Origin of the sequence: Streptomyces sp. NPDC004732, assembly GCF_040609235.1 — a bacterium.
GTDB lineage: Bacteria > Actinomycetota > Actinomycetes > Streptomycetales > Streptomycetaceae > Streptomyces.
Map to the genome: position 1 here is coordinate 139,005 of NZ_JBEXJR010000016.1, position 17,583 is coordinate 156,587.

Below are 17,583 nucleotides of genomic sequence, written 5' to 3' on the forward strand. Positions count from 1 at the left end.
TCAGTTCCTCCTGGGACCGGGGGCCTCACTGACAAGAGAAGGGGTGCAGGACACGACGTCGATGCTGGTCTCCACGTCCTGGAGGACCACGCCGACATCGCGGTCGTACACGGTGAACCGCAGGCGGTGCGTGCCCGGTTCCGGCGCCGTGAACGCGAAGACCGCGGGCGCGTCCCCGGCCGAGTACTCCGCGAGGGGCGGCTCGACCGTGGCGCCCGAGCGGGCCGCGACGACCAGCAGGAGCGGGGGCAGCTCCGGGGCGTCGAGGGGGAGTTCGGGGTCGTCCAGGGGCAGCTCCGATGCGGCGGGCGTGCCGTGCTGTCCGGACTGCTCGATGCGGACCTCGATGCGCACCGTCTCGCCCGCCCGCACCTCGTCGTCGAGGAGCCGCAGCCGCAGCGCCCACGTGGGCAGCAGCCCCGTCATGCGCCGACGCAGGTCCTGGGCCCGCGGGTGGTCGGGCCCGAGCAGCCGCTCCACGTCGGCGAGCAGCCGCGCGCCGTCGGCGGAGGCCCCCTGCACGTCGCCCGCCGCGGCCCGCGCGAAGACCGCTCCGGTGCGGCTGTCGAGGGTGGCGGGGTGCGCCTCGCCGAGGACCTGTTCCCGCCCGGCGGCGACCGCTTCGTACAGCGCCGTGGCGCGTTCGTGGTCCCCTGCGTCGCCGTACGCCTGGGCGAGTGCGTCGATGGCGGTGGGGTGCGTGCGGTCCTGGAGGCGACTGCAGTACGTTGATACGGTTGGGAGGGCCTCCACGCCCCGCTCGTGGGCTGCGGCGACACCGGCCGCGGTGTCCGGGTGGCCGAGGCCCAGGATGCGGGAGCGGTCGGCGATGACGGCCTCGAAGAGGTCGATCGCACGGCGGCTGTCACCGGCCCGCAGCCAGGCGTAGGCCAGACGTTCGCGACAGCCGAGGGTCTCGGTGTGGTCGGCTCCGAGCACCCGGACGTGATCGGTGAGGAGCGTCTCGCACAGGGAGATCACGTGCTCGGCGGAACGGATCGGCAGCGAGGCGAGGGCGAGAGCACCGCGGGTGTCCAGGGTGGCGCCGTGCTCCGGCCCCAACACGCGGGACCGATCAGCGCCGAGCTCCTTGTAGACCTGTACGGCACGGGTGTGGTCGCCCGCACCACGGCATGTGTACGCCAAGTCTGCGCGGGCGGCCAGGGTTGCGGGGTGGTCAGCGCCCTGGACGCGGGTGCGGTCGGCGATCAGAGCTTCCGCATCCTGCAGTGCCTCCGTGTGCTGTCCGGCGAGTTGTCGTGCGTAGGCGAGGCCGTCGCGGCAGGACAACGTGTCGATATGGTCGGTTCCCCGCACACGGGTGAGATCCGCGAGTGCCGCCTCGTGCAGAGAGACGGACCGCGTGTAGTACCCGGCCTGACTGCAGCACCAGCCGAGCCAGCGCCTGGTGTTGAGGGAGTCCGGATGATCGGGGCCGAGCACCCTTGCCCGGTCCGCGGTCAGGGCTTCGTACTGGGCGATGGCGGAGTCGTGAGCGCCGGAGCAGCTGTGGGCATCGGCGAGGTTCTCACGCCTGCCGAAGGTGATGGGATGGTCCGGGCCGTGCATTCGGATGCTGTCGGTGACCAGTTCTTCGGAGAGACGGATGTCACGGATGTGGTCGCCCGCGCCACGGCAGGCGTAGGCGAGGTTGGCCCGGCTGGCCAGGGTTGCTGGGTGGTCGGCGCCCTGGATGCGGGTGCGGTCGGCGACCAGCGCCTCGATCTCTCGCAGCGCCGCGCTGTATTGGCCTGCCCATTGCCGTGCGGAGCCGAGATTGTCGCGGCAGGCCAGGGCGTCGAGGTGGTCCGGGCCGTAGATGCGCACGTAGTCGTCAAGGAGCCGCTCGTACAGGCCGATCGCACGCCGATGGTCCCCGGAGGCGCGGACGGCAGCGGCCAGATCTCCGAGACTGCCGAGCACATTCGGATGTTCCTGACCGTGGATCCGGATGCGGTCGTCGACGAGCTGTTCGTAGAGGGACACAGCGTGGTGGTGGTCCCCCGCGCACAGACAAATGTAAGCGACGTTGGCCCGGCTGATCAGCGTGTCGGCGTGGGACGGGCCTTGGATGCGGGTGCGGTCCGCGACGAGTGCGTCGTTTTCCCGCCGGGCCTTGTGGTGCAGCCGTTCGGACAGCCAGGCACCCGCCAGGAGCTCCCGGGTGAGAAGCGTGCTCGCGTGCTCCGGGCCGATCACGCGGTTCTGGTCGTCCCGGAGTTCCTCGTAGAGACGCACGCCCCGGGCGTACTGCCTGGCCACGCAGCAGGCACGAGCGAGCGCCCGGCGTCGGGCGAAGGTGGTGGGGTGGTCCGGGCCGTCCAGTCGGGTGGTGTCGGCGATGAGCTCTTCGTAGAGGCGGATGTCACGGGTGTGGTCGCCCGCGTCGCGGCATGCGTAGGCGAGGTTGGCCCGGCTGATCAGGGTTGCGGGGTGGTCGGCGCCCTGGATGCGGGTGCGGTCGGCGACCAGCGCCTCCATGTCCCGCACCGCCTCCGTGTGCCGACCGGCCAACTGGCGCGCGAGGCCGAGGTCGTTGCGGCAGGTCAGGGTGGCGAGGTGGTCCGGGCCGCAGACGCGTACGTAGTCGTCGAGGAGCTGCCCGTACAGGGCGACCGCATGTGGATGGTCCCCGCCTCCCTGGACGGCGTCGGCCAGACTGCCGCGAGCACCGAGCACGTCGAGGTGGTCCGCGCCCAACACCTCGGTGCGCTCCGCGACCACTTCCCTGAATAATTCGGCCGCCCGGCGGTGGTTGCCCTCGACGTCCCAGGCGAGGGCGAGGTAGTAACGGGTCGTGAGGACCTCTGGGTGGCGCGGGCCGTGGATGCGGACGCGGTCCGGGATGAGCTGTTCGTACAGCTCGATGGCTCGGTGGTGCGCTCCTGCGTGGCGGCAGGCGAGGGCCAGCCAGGACCGGACGTTCAGCACACCGAGATGGTCGGGGCCGTGCAGGCGGACGTAATCCGCGAGCAGCTCCTCGAACCCACGCACAGCTGTTGCCGTGTCACCTGCGAGGTCGTGGGCATGGTAGAGGCCGATGCGAGTGTTCAGGGTGCTGGGGTGATCCGGCCCCTGGACGCGGGTACGGTCTTCGGTGAGGGAGGTGAACTCCGCGACGGCAACGGTGTACTGCTCCGCTAGCCGCCGGATGATCGCCAGTTGCTCGCGGCACCCCAGTGTGGTGGGGTGCCCGGCACCCAACAGTTCGGTGGCGTCCGCGACGACGGGCTCGCACCATGCGAGCGCCCGTGCGTAGTCGCCGGCGGCACGGTAGGCATAGGCCACGTTGTCACGTGCCCAGAGCGCGGCAGGGTGCCGAGAGCCCCGGGTCCGGGTTAGCCGCGAGACCAAGGCTTGGTTGAGCCTGATGGCGCGGGCGTGCTCCCCGGCTGCCGAGCAGGCGAAGGCGAGGTTTTCCCGGCAGTCCAGGGTCGCCGGGTGGGACGGCCCCTGGACACGGACCCGGTCCGCCAGCACGGATTCGTAGAGGTCGATCGCACGCCGGTGGTCGCCCATGGCCCGGCAGGCGAGCGCCAGGTCCTCGCGGCCGTCGAGCGTCGCGGGGTGGTCGGCGCCCTGGACGCGGGAGCGGTCCGTGACGAGGAGGCTCAGTTCCCGTACGGCGGCGGCCGGGTCACCGGCGCTCTGGCGTGCGTACGCGAGATCGCCCCGGCTGTCGAAGGTGTCGGGGTGATCGCTCCCCTGCAGCCGCGTGCGGTCCGCCACGATGGCCCCGAAACCGTCCACGGCCGCGTGGTGGTCCCTGGCCACCCGCTGGGCGTGGGCCAGCCAGCCGCGGCTGGTGAGCGTGTCCGGGTGGTCGGGTCCCAGCACGCGGGTGCGGTCCGCGATCGCCGCCTCGTAGAGGGCTATGGCGCGCCGGTGGTCGCCTGCGGCACGGCAGGCGTAGGCGAGGCTGTTGCGGCTGGTGAGCGTCGACGGATCGTCGGCGCCGAAGAGCCGCGTCCGGTCGGCGACCACGGCCTCGTACTCCTGGACGGCGGCCTGGTGGGCACCGGCCGTCTGGTGCGCGTAGGCGAGGCCGTCGCGGCTGCCGAGCGTGTCGCGGTGCTCCGGACCGAGGGCCCGGGCCCGGTCCGCCGCGACCGCCTCGAACTCCTGGACCGCCGACTGATGGTCACCCGCCTTCCGCAGCGCGTGCGCGTACGTGTGACGGCTGGCCAGTGTGGTCGGGTGGTCGGGGCCGAACACCCGGCCGCGGTCGGCGATGAGCTTGCGGCAGAGCGCCACGGCCCGGTGCGGGTCGCCGTCCCTGCTCTGCGCGTCGGCGAGGGCGTCGCGGCTGTCGAGGGTGTCCGGGTGGTCGTTCCCGTGGAGCAGGACGAGCCCGTCGACCACGGCCTCGAGGAGGGGGACGGCGAGGACCTTCTGGTCGCGCTGGACCAGTTCCCGCGCCGCCCGCTCGTACAGCCGGACGGTTGCTTCTTCGGGCTGTACGCCGACGGGGCGGGTGGCGGCCAACGCCTGGATGTGGGGCAGCAGTTCCTGCCAGCGGGCCTGCACCTCCCGCTCGGCGCGCGGGCCGTCGGGCAGCGCACGGGCCAAGACGGCCTCGGCCCACGCGCGGCCCGTCCGCGCGACGGAACCGGCGGTCAGGGCGGAGGTGCGCAGCACGGTCTGCACGAGCCGGTGCACCGTGACGGTGCTCTCGGTGAGCGTGATCATGTTGTAGTCGGCGAGCAGCCGCAGGGCGGCGTCGACGCGGACGTCCGCGAGCGCGGAGAGCGCGTGGCGCGGCACCGCCTCGGGCGCGTACCAGGCCAGGGTGTGCAGCAGGGTGGCCGCCGACGGGTCGGTCCGGTCGACGGCGCGCAGGGTGGCCCGCCAGATGCGGGCGATCGTACGGGTGGCGTCGCCGGCCTCCGCGGTGGTGTCGAGCACCGTGGCGGGATCTTCCCTCAGGAGGGCGCGGTAGGCGGCGAAGGACGTGCCGGTCTGCCGCAGATAGGCGCCGGCCTGCGCCAGCGCCAGGGGTAAGTGCCCCAGCTCGACGGCGAGTTCGGCGGCCTGCCGCCGCTCTTCGGGTGTCGGCTCCCGCCGGTCGGCCTGGGACAGGGCGAGTCCGCACAGCAGGTTCACCGACGACTCGGAGGCCAGGACGTCGAGGGGGAGGGGCCGGGCGCTGGTGTGCCAGCCGTCGGCGCGGCGGCTGGTCACGAGCTGGTGCCCGTGGCCGTGCAGCCGTCCGAGGTAGGGATTCAGGTCGGCGGGCGCCTCGGCGTTGTCGAAGACCAGGAGCCAGCCGCTGTGCGCCTGCAGCCACAGCAGGGCCCATTCCGTCTGCTGCTTCGGCAGGGCGGTGAGCGCCCAGCCGGGGTGGAGGAAGACGGCGAGGTCGGCGAGGGCGGCGTCCACCTGCTCGCGGCTGTCGGCGACGATCCACCAGATGACGGTGTAGTCGTGACGGTGCGTCAGCGCGTACCGCAGCGCGAGCGCGGTCTTTCCGACGCCGCCGAGCCCGTGCAGGGTCTGCGGCTGGGTGATGACGCCCTCGCCCGCGCCGAGCGCCCGCCGGATGCTCACCAGGTCGTCGGAGCGGCCGACGAAGACCTCGGTCGCGCTCTGCGGCAGATTGTCCATCTCGGCCGGCGGCGCGATCGAGAGGGCGGCGGCCACGGCGTGGGGCGGGACTCCGGCGCGCTCCTCGGTGTGCGGGTTGCCGCTGACGTCGGTGGGCGCGTGCGCGCGGCGCAGCTCCAGGACGTCCGACTCGGACTGCTCGGTGGCTTCCGAACGGTGCAGCCGCTCCGTGATCACCTCGGCCTCCCACCTGCGTTCACGCCCGCACTCGCGTGGGGGTGCGCATTCTGGGAGCCCCCCAACTGCCCTGCTCGAAATGGTAGTTCAGGTCACGGTGCACTGTCATGCGGACGGAGGTGGGCGCCGCACATCGCCACCCGCACTCCGCCGTCACTTGAACTCGGCCGTCCAGGTGCCGTTCTCGGTGGCGGGCGGGGTGAGGTCCATCTCGCCGTCCGCGCCGTCATAGGCGCCTGTGCCTCCGGTGACCACACCGGTGACCAGGGCATGGTCGTCCTTGGGATCGCCCGACACCGCACGGGATGCCTGGAAGGCGACTTTCCCCTTGTCCTCGACCTCGATGATCCCGGAGCAGTACGCGGTGACCGCGCTGCCCCCGACCATCTCTTTGGCACACGTCTCGAAGGCTCCGCCGACCTTCGCACCGGCGCGGTCCGTGACGGTGAACCGGGAGGCGATGACGGTGCCGTCCTTGCCGGACGGGGGAGTGGAGGACGGATGCGGCAGTTCCTGCTTCAGATAAAGCGTAGGGATCGGCTCTTCCCCCTGCCGCTGCCCCTGCCCCTGCGTCGCCACGGCGGGCCCCATGGTGACGTAGGTGCAGGTGGTAGCAACGAGAGCGAGCCCTCCGGCCGCCGCCCAGACTCGAACCACCGACTCCTCCAAGGAACAGAACGGAACGTGAACTGATTCAGGAGGAATCAAAGTAACAACGGGGAGGTCATTGCCTGTAATTCGCGGTGTTTATCTTGCGTCGAATTCGATAATCAAGATGATACGACTTCGGCCGAAACTCGAATGAGCGTCTGCTGTCCATTGGCGACGAGTTTCCGCGTGCGGAACTCCCTAGCGGGCAGCGGCTTTCAGTGCTGCCTCGATCACGTGGGCGAGTCGGTCCAGGTACGCGTCACCGCTGTCCCCCTCCGTGATCAGCAGGCGGAAGCCCAACGGTGCCATCAGGAGGTCCGCGGCCAGTTCCTGGTCCAGGAGGGCCGGGAGTTCGCCCCGGTCGATCGCGGCCTGCAGCATGGTGCGCGCCACCGCCCGGCGCGGTGCCGCCACGCCCGTGTGGATCACATCCGCGAGCGCGCTCGTGTGGCGGCTCTGCGCGAGCAGTCCGGGGCCGATGCCGCGCACCACCGGGTTGGTGAGCTGGCTGCGGATGGTGCCGAGGAACTCGCGCAGATCGGTGCGCAGGGCTCCGGTGTCCGGAGTCGGCGGCAGCGCGCCCTTCACCGCTTCCCTGACCAGTTCGGCGAGCATCTCCTGCTTCGATGCCCAGCGTCGGTACAGCGCGGCCTTGCCCACGCCCGCGCGCCGGGCGACCGCCTCCATGGACATCCGCTCGTAGCCGCTCTCCGCGAGTTCGGCGAAGGCCGCCTCGGTGATCGCCTCGGTCACCCGCTCCCGCAGGGCCGCGCCGCCGGTTGCCCTGCGTTCTGCTGCCATCCGCACAGCATAGATGAACGGAACGGGTGCGTTCCGTTCCGCGGTGAGCTAGCATCGCCCTCATCGAACGGAACGGCACCGTTCCGTTCCGCTTCACCTGGGAGGCACTGACGATGAAATTCCTCTACGACAACGAGTCCTTCTCCTTCGAGGCGCTGAGGGCTGCCGGTTACGCCACGTACGGCGGCGCCGAGCTCGGCGAGGTCCTGGTGACCTGCCGCCTGATTCCGGACGGCGACGAAGAGGCATGGTCGGCCCAGTGGGCCGCGACGGCGGCGCGGGTCGAGCGCATCGGCCGGGACGCGCTGACCGCAGGACACCGGGTGAGCGCGCGGGAGGCGCTGCTGCGGGCCTCGAACTACTACCGGACCGCCGACTTCTACCGGCGCGCGGACCCGGCGAACGACACCGAGTCCGCGCGACTGGCGAAGGCGTCCCGGCTGGCCTTCGCGGACGCGGCCGCCCTGCTCGACGTCCCTGCCCGTGCCGTGCGCATCCCTTACGAGGACACCACCTTGCCGGGCTATCTGTTCCTCGCGGACGACTCGGGTGAGCCGCGCCCGACCGTGCTCTACCACGGCGGTTACGACTCCACCCTGGAAGAGGCCTACTTCGCGCTGGCCGCGGGAGCCCTGCGGCGGGGCTTCCACGTCCTGGCCTTCGACGGTCCCGGCCAGGGCAGCGCCGTGCGCGAGCAGGGCCTGCACTTCCGGCCGGACTGGGAGGCCGTGGTCACCCCGGTCGTCGATTTCGCGCTCGCCCTGCCCGAGGTGGACACGGACCGGCTCACGCTCATCGGCACCAGCCTCGGCGGGTACCTCGCCGCACGGGCGGTCGCCTTCGAGCACCGCATCGCCGCATGCGTACTGCACGACGGCGTGTACGACGTCCACCCCACGTTTCAGGCGGTCGCCCGGACCGCGGCCGAGACCCCCGGCGGCTGGGAAGCCGTGCTGGCGCAGAGCGTCTCGGCGCGCTGGCTGGTCCGCAACGGCCTGTGGACCCTCGGGGTCCCCGACGCCGACGGACTCGTCGAGGCGTCCAAGGCCTACACCATGGAGGGACTCGCGGAGCGGATCACCTGCCCGATGCTCGTTCTGGAGGCGGAGAACGACCAGTTCTTCACCGGCCAGCCGCAGCGCATCTTCGACGCGCTGACCTGCCCGAAGGAACTGATTGCCTTCCCCGAGTCGGAGGGCGGCGGCGAGCACTGCCACGAAGGCGCGGTCGCCCTGTGGCACCAGCGCACCTTCGACTGGCTGGGCACGGTGTTCGCCGCGTGAGCGGCCCTGTCCGCGTCTCGCGCGCGCCGAGCGCCTAAGGTGCCCGTGTGCCCACATTCAGCATCGGTCAGGCCGCGCGGCTGCTCGGCGTGAGTTCGGAGACCGTCCGGCGGTGGGGTGACGGTGGGCAGCTGCGGACGGAGCGGGACGACTCCGGGAACCGGCTGGTCGACGGCGTGAGCCTGGCCGAGCTCGCCAAGGAGCGGGCACGGGGGATGCACCCGGTCTCCGGTGAGGTGCTGACCTCGGTGCGCAACTCCTTCGCGGGGATCGTCACTTCGGTGCGCACCGACGACGTGGCGGCTCAGGTCGAGATCCAGTCGGGGCCCCACCGGCTGGTGTCCGTGGTCAGCCGTGAGGCCGTCGAGGAGCTGGAGATCGAGGTCGGGGTCACGGTCACCGCGCGGGTGAAGTCGACGAACGTACACATCGACAGGCCCGGCTCCCGGGGGTGACGGCGGCGGTCACCGGCACTGCAGGGCCGCGTACAGGTCGAGCTTGTGGTCGAGGTGGGCCAGGTCCCGGCCGGTGAGGGACTCGATGCGCTGGATGCGGTAGTGCACGGTGTTGACGTGCGTGCTGGGCGGCGAGGCGTTCGACTGCGCGGGCCGCGTGATCACGCTGAAGGAGCTGCACGAGGCCGCCCACGCGCAGGGTGCGCAGGGCGAGCTCACGGCGGACGGGCACTGGGGCGGCAGCCCGCGCTCGGTGGCGTTCAACGCCCAGTGGTTCAAGGTCGCCGTCGATCCGGACACCGGCGAGATGCGCATCCTGCGCAGCGTGCACGCCGCCGACGCGGGCAAGGTCATGAACCCGATGCAGTGCCGCGGACAGGTGGAGGGCGGGGTGGCCCAGGCGCTGGGCGCCACGCTCTTCGAGAACGTACGCGTCGACGAACGCGGCGAGGTCACGACGGCCGCCTTCCGCCGCTACCGGCTGCCGCAGTACGCCGACGTGCCGCCCACGGAGGTCCACTTCATGGAGACCCGGGACGCCATCGGCCCGCTGGGCGCCAAGTCGATGAGCGAGAGCCCTTTCAACCCGGTCGCCCCGGCCTTCGCCAACGCACTGCGGGACGCGACCGGCCACCGCTTCACGGAGCTGCCGCTGACCAGGGACCGCGTATGGCTCGCCTTGAACGAATCAGCACCTGCCACCCAACCTCCCGTACTCGGCTCATTGTTGCCATGTTCGACGGCGTCTTGAGTGGGCATCCTCGGAGAGGGAAAAGAGGGGGGACGGAGATGAGCCGACCGGCGATTGCGGGAGAGCTGGCACTGGTGGGAGAGCTGGCCCTTGTGGGAGAGGTCGAAAGACCATCCCGGCTCAGCGTCGCCGATCTGCGCGACCGCTGGCCCGAGCGGAAGGCCGAAGTGACCTTCGACTGCGCGACCAGCGGACCCCGCCGCCACACCTTCCAGGGGCCGCTGCTGCGCGAGGTGATCGAGACGGCAGGCCCGGGCTTCGACCCGACCCGCCGCAAGGACCGCTCCCGCTACCTCCTGGAGATCACCGGCGAGGACGGACACGCCACCGTGCTCTCCTGGGCCGAGATCGACGAGGACTTCGGAAACGCCCCCGTGCTCCTGGCCACCGCACTCGACGGACACGAACTCGACGGGTGCGGCAGCCAGTTGGTGGTACCGACCGACCACTGCGGGGCCCGCTACATCAGCGGCATCACCCGGATCAGACTCGGCGCGTCCGGCTGAGCGGAGCTCAGGCCGTGGCGAGGGAGATCTCGGTCGACTTCACCAGGGCCACCACCGAGGTACCGGCGGCCAGTCCGAGGTCGGCAACGGCGTCCTTGGTGATGGCGGCGGTGAGCGCGCCGCCCGCGATGTCGACCTTGACCGAGGCCATGGCGCCGCCGGTGGCGATGTCGGCGACGGTGCCCGGGATCTGGTTGCGGATCGAAAGCCCCGCGACCGGCCCGGTAGCCAGCGCCACCTCGGTGGACTTGACCAGCGCGAGCACGGCCGACCCCTCGGCGATGCCCAGCTCCTTGACGGCCTCCAGGGTGATGGCGGCGGTGATGCCCTGCCCGCTCTCCAGACGCACCTTGACGGTGGCCATCACCTCGCCGGAGGTGACGGAGGTGACGGTGCCGGGGACCTGGTTGCGGATGGACAGGCTCATGAAGAAACGCCTCGAATACAGATCGTGATGGGCGGATGATGACGGAATGCCGCGTTTACCCGGCATTCCTTTCAGCACTGTAGCCATCCATCGGCGATCGGTCCGGACACGAACCGCAGGTGCCAGGCCAACCCACCGGATCCGCTGGCAAAGCCGCCCGCACCCCGAGTGGTGCACATGACACCTCGGCGCGCAGACGGCGCCCAGAAGCTGCTACGTAGGTTGCGGGCTCAAATCCTCGTAGGCCTCCCGGAGGTCGCGCCCCTCGGGGAGCTGCCGCGCCTCTACCGCCCGGACGATCTCCAAGACGCGCCAGAAGTTCGCGGGCAGGAGACGCCCGGACAAGATCGCCTTGTTGGCGACGTCCGTCGCCTCGTCCAGGCGGTCCAAGGAGAGCAGTGTCAGTGCAAGATCAAGGTGAGCCGAGACGACGCGACGCGGCCACTCGCTCGGCGCGATGCCGGTGGCGGTGTGCCCGATCACTTCCTTTGCCGCGCTCTCGGCTGCGGGGTCGCCGATCCAACTCAGTGTGGTCGCCAGGTAGCTCGTCGCCTTGCGTGGATCGTAGACGTAGTGATGTTCCGGCTGTGCCCGCATGACCAGGGTCGCGGCCAGTCGGTGTACGCGGTCGATGGCTTCGCGGGCTTCCTTCTTCTCCCCGAGCCGGGCACGCGCGCGGCCCTCCTGCGCCGCTGACTGGACTTCGGCGGAGCTGCCGCGTGGCGCGATGTCCTGAGCGGCTCGGGACAGCTCGACGGCGCGTCCGTAGTTGCCTGCGGTGAGCGCCGTCCACGCCTTCGTCTCGAACACCCACCCTAGGATCTCGGGGTGCTCGGCATGCCGGGCGAGCAGCGCCGCCGTCCGCAGCCTGGACGTGGCTGCGGCGCCTTGCTTGAGATCAACGTGAAGGGTTGCACCGAGCAGCGACAGCCATCCGCCGATCACGAGAAGACGACGGTGCTCGGCGAGCGTCTTCCGCTCGTCCAGGAGCTTGGTCACGTAAGCGGAGTGCCGTCGTACGTCTCGGAGGAGAGCACCGGGCCTGGCCGTCTGATATGCCACGGCCAGACCGTCGAAGGCTGCTTCGAGGCGGTCCAGCGTCTCCGCGCCGACGTCGCTCGCCTCGACGCGGCGGGCGAGTTCCAGGGCTTCCAAGTCATCGTCCGACCCGGGGCCCGCGTCCCATGACGGGTGTGGCGCAGTGATCGCCGACCAGGGACCAGGGCTGACCAGGGCCGCTAGCGCACCGTCGGCACCGCTGAGTTGGTCAAGGCCCTGAGCCAGCTTCGCGGATGGTTGCTGCCGCCCGTTCAGGACCCGGCTGACGTACGCGGGGTCGTAGTTGAGCGCGCGGGCGGCGGCGCGTATCGAGATGCCTTTCTCCGTGAGGGCGGCACGGGCGCTGACGGCGAAGTCGGTCATGGGCGGCCTCCCGCAGAAGCGTTGACCCAGCTGTCACCACCCTAGTCAACGGCTGTCCACTCCCGCCCTGTTCGCGGCTGCCGAAGCATCGAAGGGTCAGACCCCGGCGACCGCGCGAACGGCCCCGGGGCGTGATCGATCCGAATGGAGCAGACCGACATGGCCGACAATAGCCAGACCTCCGACGCGGCCGGAACGATGCCCGAGAGGGCTGAGGAGTACGCCGTCGGCACGCTGATCATCGACGAGGCGAGGAAGCGGATGGGCGTGCTGATGGATCACGTCGGTGGGTGCCTTCAGCTTCGGCCCCCCGCAGGGGGCCGCGAGTGGGATTGCGGACCCGAATACGCTCGCCCCGCGCGCGAGGACGAGATCCTGCGCGTGAACGTCGCCACCGTGACCGCGACGGATCAGGGACGGCGCGCATGACCAAGTCACTGACCCGCGAGGTGACATGGCATCTGTCCCCGGACCGCGAACCGGATGCGGAGCCGATCACCCGCCGCATGGTGTGCGTCGTCTGCGAGGACGACGGTACGGGTCCGGCTGCCATGTCGGAGCCGTACGAAGAGTCCGAGCACGGCGTACTGGCCGCCCAGTCCTGGGTGTTCGAGCACGTGGGACGCCACCCGTGCCACCACACGTTCCGGGAGGTCATCTGCCGTCCGTGGCGGGCCGTCATGGAGTAGGCGGCGCACGGGCCGTCCACGACAACGCTCCCGCCCTGTGATGTGACCAGGGCGCGGGCGCGGCGGTGTGTGGCCAGGCGGATTCCTCCCCGCCCTCCAGGGCGGCGGAGGCAGAGCCGTGCAGCAGATCGTGGATGCACTCCAGGCCTTCTATGCCCTCGCGGCGCAGGGGCGGCAGGCCTTTGGCCATGTCCTTGGCCATGCGTCCAAGGCGGCTTCGTCGTGTGGCTCCGGCTCGGAGTCGGGCGGCCCTTACAGGTCGCGTACGACGACTTCGCACATGTTCGCGCGCGCCCTGGCTGGGTCCCCGGCGAGCGTGCCGTGGGTGCCGTCGGCGTCCGCCAGGGTGTACGCCAGGACGGCCGCCACCGCGGTGGAGAGGTACTGGTTGAGGTGCCGTTCCCACGTCTCGGCCCATGCCCGGTTGTCCGTGCCGACGGCGAGGGCGAACTCGTACACGGCGGCGTGCAGCACCTCTTCGGAGGTGTCGTCACCGACCTGTCCGGCTCCGGTGAGACGGAGCAGCTCTTCGGGGAAGGCCATCCTCCGATCGCCGTGCACCTGTGGATGGGGGGCCGGTTGACCCCGTCGTGCACCCCCTGGCGCCCGCCAAGGGTCGGAGTTCACCGAGAACAGGCGTGCTGTCAGTGGCTGTGCGTAATCTGATGTAACGGATCGGCTTCGACACAGGGGGCGTTGCGTGGCGTTGGATGGTGGGCGGGTTGCTGCTCGGGGGTTCCAGTACCAGTACCTGCGCACAGTGGAGGCGCTGCTAGCCAGCATGAGGGATGCAGAGGTCACTGCATGCCGTATTGAAGGCCCCGGGGATACGGTCTCGTTGCAGCATGTGGACGCGGTCGACTTTGACCTGGTCGATGCTGCCGGTCGTTCGCTGATGGCGGTGCAGGTCAAGAGTGCTGGCTCAGCGCGGGTGGTTCGAGCGCGGGAGGCCATCTCGGTGCTGGTGCATCTGGTCACCGGTTTCGAAGCCCGAGAGTACCGATTGATCACGTCAGCTGTTCCGGACGAGGGCTGCCTGCGGCTCGCCGAGTTGCTTCGGCGCCACGGTGATGACGTCGCAGTGCTGCAGGAGGAAATCAAGAAGCTGCTGACACGGGCCCCGGCAGCGTGGGGTCTGTGCGAGGCGCTCTCGGTACAGCAATGGCAGCGTCTGGGGCAAGCGGGGATCGAGTTCGACGGACGAGATGAAGCGCAGCTGCGTGAGGACCTCAGCAGCGCGTTGCGTTGTCAGCGGGAGCAGGCGGGCCGTGGCCTCTCGCACCGGTCCGGTGGCCTGGTGTTGGGGTACTTGGTGGCGGAGGTCATGCGTCGGGCGGTGGATCCTGGCCTGGCCTGCTGGGATGTAGAGGACTTTCGGCGCTGCGTGTTGGTGGGCGATGGGGAGTTGCTCGCGGCTGTGGGGCGACAGGATTTTGGCCTCATCTACGGGCAGATGCCGTTGCTGCCTGATGTAGAGCGGTCGGATCTGGTGGACCGTATCCGCGACGTCCTCGGCGTGCCTGACACCGGCTGCGAGAGGGCGGCTATTTGCGTCATCACGGGCCTGTCAGGGCTGGGCAAGTCCAGCCTGGCAGCAGCTCATATCGCTGATCAGGCATTCCGCTACGACGCGATCTATTGGGTGGATGCGGAGACCGAGGAGTCGTTGATCGCGTCGTTTGCCCGCGTCCTGGCGCACTTGACCGGCTCCGGCGAACCGTCCGAGGTGACGGATCCGCAGTTGTTGCGGGAGCGAGTGCACGCCCAGTTGCAGTCTCTGCCAGGCCCGTGGCTGATGGTGTTTGACGACGCCAACGCACGCACTGCTGCGGCGTGGCTGCCGCGCAGTGGACGAGGCCGGGTCATTGTGACGTCGCTGGGCGGGAACTGGCGCAGCGTGCAGGGACGTATTGAACTGAGCCCGATGAGCAGCGGCGAAGCGATGCAACTGTTACGGCTACGGTTGGGATTGAACGAGCAGGAAGCTACGGAACACCAGGCGCCATTGTTACAGCTGACGCAGACGCTGGAGCACTGGCCGTTGGCGATTGAAGTCGCTTGTGGCTATCTGGTCAGCTGCGATATCAGTGTGGACCGACTTGCCATCTACGCGGATACGTTGCTCATGCGCGCTGCGGACGATGAGGATTCGGTGCCGACTGGTTATCCCCGAACCCTCGCGGCCGCCGTCGCGTTGAGCTTTGAACGCCTCGTAAGTGGGGCACGGGCCAGGAACCTTCTACGGGAGACGCTGAACACTTTGGCCGCCTTGTGCTGGCTTGGCCCGCGCCGGGTACCGGTTCATCTAGCCCTGGCGGGAACGTTCATTGCCCCAGAGGAGTTGCCGCCAGCACCGGGATGGGCCGTGTTCGACGAGACGCATACCCCAGTCAGGGAAGTGATCCGCGAGCTGCTCAATGTCTCCCTCGTGCGGTACGACGAGCCGCTGCCGGCACGCGTGAAAGCGTTTCCCGGTAGCGAGGACACCCTGTCGATGAACGCGGTGCTGCAGGTGATCCTGGCGCAGCGTCTGCGACTATCCGAAACCGCCTCTGATGGATTGCCGCTAGTGGCAAGCCACACCGACCGCTGGCTTCGCGGGGCCATGCACACTGGACAAGCGGAGCGTGCCTGGGAACTGGCCCAGCACGCGGCAGCGTTGGTCCGGCACATTGAGGCAGCTGAGGTAGCGGACTTGTACACGTCGCTACTCATGGGCAACCTCGCCGCCTTCCATCACGCTCACGGTCAATACGATGCTGCGCAGAGGCTGCTGGAGCTGGAGCTAGAGTGGCTGCGGCGGTCTGGTGATCCGGATAGGAGCTTGGCAGCCCAGGCGCATACTGTTCTGGCGCGCATCGCTCAGTTACGCCAGCACACCGATACCGCTGAAAAGCTCACTGCCCACCTGCGCCCTGTACTTGCCTACCTCCAGCAGCTTCCTGACCCTTTGGGCCCAGCAATCGCCGACCTCGCCACCGAGGCGTTACTGATGCTGCAGACCCAGACACGTATTGCCTCGGACGACGGTCTAGCCAAGGTGCTGAAGGGCTTCTGCGCAGTGGCCCGTAGGTTGCCGCCCACCGAGGCATCGCAGGCGGTCAAGGATCTCACCAACATCCAAGACCTGCTGAGTAGCGGTGCTGCTGACCGCGCTGAGCAGGCAATCACTACCGCGCTGGCTCAGAGCCCCAACCCCTGGGCAGCTACCACGGCGGACTTGAAGCGTCTGCTCGTTGAGGCTTTTGTTATGCAGGACAAGTGGGAGGAAGCGAATGCTGCGCTCACTGACTTCCTGCCTTACGCAGGTTCTCGGACCTTATACGGGTTCGCCGTCCACCATCTCGTGCATAACATTGGTTGCCAATGTGCCTGGAAATGGGTAGTGACGGGTGAGCAGCAGGCGGTCGAACTACTCGGGCGCCTCTGGGAAGAGACCGGCATACGTGAAAATCCGGCACTCCAGACAGCTACTGATCATGCACGGTTCCTGCTGCTTCAGGTGGTGTACGACGGCTGGCGGGCCATGAAAGGGGATGCCCAGGGCAGCGGGTTCTTGGAGCTGATGGGACAGCTTAGTGACAAGACCTTCACGGATCCGCATGACCCCAGCAGTGTGTGGGAGCGCATTTACGGCGGCCTGATGTCACGGATGTCAGCAGTCCTCGGAGACACGGTAGAGCGCAACTATCAGGCAGAAACGGAAGCCATCATGGCTGCTGATGGCGGTCTCCTCTTGCAGGACCCCATGCTGGCAGCTACGTACGCAGCAGCTACCTGCCATGCTGTGCTGGCCTTGTCAACCGACCCTGTCTACGAAGTCCTCAACGGGACGTCGAACATTGATGTGCTGTTGCCGGAGGCGCGCCAGTGGCTGCCGCCTACGAGGCCACTGGTGATTCTGCAGCCGATCACAATGCTCGGTGCCACGTCACCCGAGACTGGCAAGTCGGTTGAGTTGCAGATTCAGCGGGCTTGCGCCAAGGGGATGCGACGCTTAATCGGGCCGATACCCACGGTGCCTTGGGCCGATGAGTTGACCCTCACCTTGAACAGTCAGGGTGTAATACTTGGGCACGCGGATGGCACGATCTTAGCTCGCGCATTCGCGCAGACGTCGGGACCTTGGCGCAATGCGGCACAGGCCGGCCGCGCCGCGATGGTCTATTTCGGCTACGGCTTTGACATCCATGATCGCGTTGAGCACCAGCGAATTATGGCTTCGCCTGCCGAGGCAGCTCAACTACTCGATGTGGTAAGGGAACAGGGGTTGCTCGCCGGAGCGCTCGTGTCTGTGTATGTGAAGCCCTTCCCTCGCAATCCGGACGCGCAGCAATGTGGTCCAGTCGCTGCGCGCACTCAGCCCCGAAGGACGACTCGAAGCGGACGGAAGAAGAGGCGCCAGTGATGCGACCCTGGCCACGTTCGTCCGTGGGTGCTCTCAGGAGATTGGAGGCGCCACCTGTCATCATGCGATGAGTCGATACCGCTTCCCGATTGCCTTCCATGCCTTCTCAACAGCACCCGTCACGCGGTGCACGTACCGACGGAGAGTTAAGGCTGGGTCGTCGTGGCCGAGCAGATCAGCGAGGTGTAGATGTCGACGCCCTCGTTGATCGCCTCCGAGGCGAACAGGTGCCGCAGGGCTGCATCATCCTGTCGCGGCACGCCTCCCACTGAGCAGCTCACCAACATCCGCGCCATCTACCCACCAGAGAAGGAAGCACTCGGTGCCCTCGCCATCCAGATGGAACGCCTGGACTGAGAGGACGGGGCATCCTGCAGTAGCTTCGGGACTGAGGTCATACAAGTGCTTT

The 17,583-nt window shown here is 68.9% G+C and carries 12 protein-coding genes and 3 pseudogenes; 8 read left to right on the plus strand and 7 right to left on the minus strand.

Going from position 1 to position 17,583, the window contains the following annotated elements; translation table 11 throughout:
- The 3 genes from fxsT to ABZV77_RS36390 form a co-directional block, all read right to left on the minus strand.
- Complete coding sequence (gene fxsT / locus ABZV77_RS36380; protein WP_356266557.1) at window positions 1-5,781, minus strand: FxSxx-COOH system tetratricopeptide repeat protein; 5,781 nt, start codon at window positions 5,779-5,781, stop codon at window positions 1-3.
- A 153-nt stretch (window positions 5,782-5,934) separates the two neighbouring features.
- Window positions 5,935-6,438 (minus strand): hypothetical protein, encoded by a 504-nt coding sequence (locus ABZV77_RS36385; RefSeq protein WP_356266559.1) that lies wholly within the window; start codon window positions 6,436-6,438, stop codon window positions 5,935-5,937.
- 192 nt (window positions 6,439-6,630) lie between these two features.
- A complete protein-coding gene (locus ABZV77_RS36390) occupies window positions 6,631-7,233 on the minus strand; it encodes a TetR/AcrR family transcriptional regulator (RefSeq protein WP_356266561.1) in 603 nt (200 codons plus the stop codon).
- A gap of 113 nt (window positions 7,234-7,346) precedes the next feature.
- Here ABZV77_RS36390 and ABZV77_RS36395 point away from each other — a divergent pair, with 113 nt between their 5' ends.
- Together ABZV77_RS36395 and ABZV77_RS36400 are read left to right on the plus strand one after the other, a co-directional pair.
- The gene (locus ABZV77_RS36395; RefSeq protein ID WP_356266563.1) at window positions 7,347-8,516 is read left to right on the plus strand and encodes an alpha/beta fold hydrolase; all 1,170 of its coding nucleotides are present in this window, start codon (window positions 7,347-7,349) and stop codon (window positions 8,514-8,516) included.
- Between the two features lie 47 nt (window positions 8,517-8,563).
- A complete protein-coding gene (locus tag ABZV77_RS36400) occupies window positions 8,564-8,971 on the plus strand; it encodes a TOBE domain-containing protein (protein WP_356266565.1) in 408 nt (135 codons plus the stop codon).
- Between the two features lie 9 nt (window positions 8,972-8,980).
- On the opposite strand, the pseudogene ABZV77_RS36405 reads toward ABZV77_RS36400, so the two are convergent.
- Window positions 8,981-9,091, minus strand: a pseudogene (locus ABZV77_RS36405) (helix-turn-helix domain-containing protein); the annotation flags it as partial.
- A 4-nt stretch (window positions 9,092-9,095) separates the two neighbouring features.
- On the opposite strand from ABZV77_RS36405, the pseudogene ABZV77_RS36410 reads away from it, so the two are divergent.
- Both ABZV77_RS36410 and ABZV77_RS36415 read left to right on the plus strand, forming a co-directional pair.
- A pseudogene (locus ABZV77_RS36410) lies at window positions 9,096-9,722 on the plus strand (molybdopterin cofactor-binding domain-containing protein); the annotation flags it as partial.
- 38 nt (window positions 9,723-9,760) lie between these two features.
- Window positions 9,761-10,228, plus strand: coding sequence for a molybdopterin-dependent oxidoreductase (locus tag ABZV77_RS36415; protein ID WP_356266567.1), 468 nt, complete (start codon window positions 9,761-9,763; stop codon window positions 10,226-10,228).
- 7 nt (window positions 10,229-10,235) lie between these two features.
- On the opposite strand, the gene ABZV77_RS36420 is transcribed toward ABZV77_RS36415, so the two are convergent.
- Window positions 10,236-10,655, minus strand: coding sequence for a TOBE domain-containing protein (locus ABZV77_RS36420; RefSeq protein WP_356266569.1), 420 nt, complete (start codon window positions 10,653-10,655; stop codon window positions 10,236-10,238).
- A 213-nt stretch (window positions 10,656-10,868) separates the two neighbouring features.
- The gene (locus tag ABZV77_RS36425; protein WP_356266570.1) at window positions 10,869-12,077 is read right to left on the minus strand and encodes a helix-turn-helix domain-containing protein; all 1,209 of its coding nucleotides are present in this window, start codon (window positions 12,075-12,077) and stop codon (window positions 10,869-10,871) included.
- A gap of 144 nt (window positions 12,078-12,221) precedes the next feature.
- Between ABZV77_RS36425 and ABZV77_RS36430 the strand changes: the two genes are divergently transcribed.
- Both ABZV77_RS36430 and ABZV77_RS36435 read left to right on the plus strand, forming a co-directional pair.
- The gene (locus ABZV77_RS36430) at window positions 12,222-12,506 is read left to right on the plus strand and encodes a hypothetical protein (RefSeq protein WP_356266571.1); all 285 of its coding nucleotides are present in this window, start codon (window positions 12,222-12,224) and stop codon (window positions 12,504-12,506) included.
- Window positions 12,503-12,766, plus strand: a complete 264-nt coding sequence (locus ABZV77_RS36435; protein ID WP_356266573.1) for a hypothetical protein — start codon at window positions 12,503-12,505, stop codon at window positions 12,764-12,766. Before ABZV77_RS36430 ends, ABZV77_RS36435 begins: the two co-directional genes overlap by 4 nt.
- 252 nt (window positions 12,767-13,018) lie before the next feature.
- On the opposite strand, the gene ABZV77_RS36440 is transcribed toward ABZV77_RS36435, so the two are convergent.
- Window positions 13,019-13,309 (minus strand): hypothetical protein, encoded by a 291-nt coding sequence (locus ABZV77_RS36440; protein WP_356266575.1) that lies wholly within the window; start codon window positions 13,307-13,309, stop codon window positions 13,019-13,021.
- 157 nt (window positions 13,310-13,466) lie between these two features.
- On the opposite strand from ABZV77_RS36440, the gene ABZV77_RS36445 reads away from it, so the two are divergent.
- Window positions 13,467-17,174, plus strand: a complete 3,708-nt coding sequence (locus tag ABZV77_RS36445) for a hypothetical protein (RefSeq protein WP_356266577.1) — start codon at window positions 13,467-13,469, stop codon at window positions 17,172-17,174.
- 270 nt (window positions 17,175-17,444) lie between these two features.
- Window positions 17,445-17,531 (plus strand): annotated as a pseudogene (locus ABZV77_RS36450) (RNA-binding protein); the annotation flags it as partial.
- Between the last annotated feature and the right edge of the window lie 52 nt (window positions 17,532-17,583).

Excerpts from the sequence above, each read along its gene's own strand:
- ABZV77_RS36390 (WP_356266561.1), bottom strand. The coding sequence starts at position 7,233 with ATGGCAGCAGAACGCAGGGCAACCGGCGGCGCGGCCCTGCGGGAGCGG.
- ABZV77_RS36395 (WP_356266563.1), top strand. The coding sequence starts at position 7,347 with ATGAAATTCCTCTACGACAACGAGTCCTTCTCCTTCGAGGCGCTGAGG.
- ABZV77_RS36415 (WP_356266567.1), top strand. The coding sequence starts at position 9,761 with ATGAGCCGACCGGCGATTGCGGGAGAGCTGGCACTGGTGGGAGAGCTG.
- ABZV77_RS36420 (WP_356266569.1), bottom strand. The coding sequence starts at position 10,655 with ATGAGCCTGTCCATCCGCAACCAGGTCCCCGGCACCGTCACCTCCGTC.
- ABZV77_RS36425 (WP_356266570.1), bottom strand. The coding sequence starts at position 12,077 with ATGACCGACTTCGCCGTCAGCGCCCGTGCCGCCCTCACGGAGAAAGGC.
- ABZV77_RS36430 (WP_356266571.1), top strand. The coding sequence starts at position 12,222 with ATGGAGCAGACCGACATGGCCGACAATAGCCAGACCTCCGACGCGGCC.
- ABZV77_RS36435 (WP_356266573.1), top strand. The coding sequence starts at position 12,503 with ATGACCAAGTCACTGACCCGCGAGGTGACATGGCATCTGTCCCCGGAC.
- ABZV77_RS36440 (WP_356266575.1), bottom strand. The coding sequence starts at position 13,309 with ATGGCCTTCCCCGAAGAGCTGCTCCGTCTCACCGGAGCCGGACAGGTC.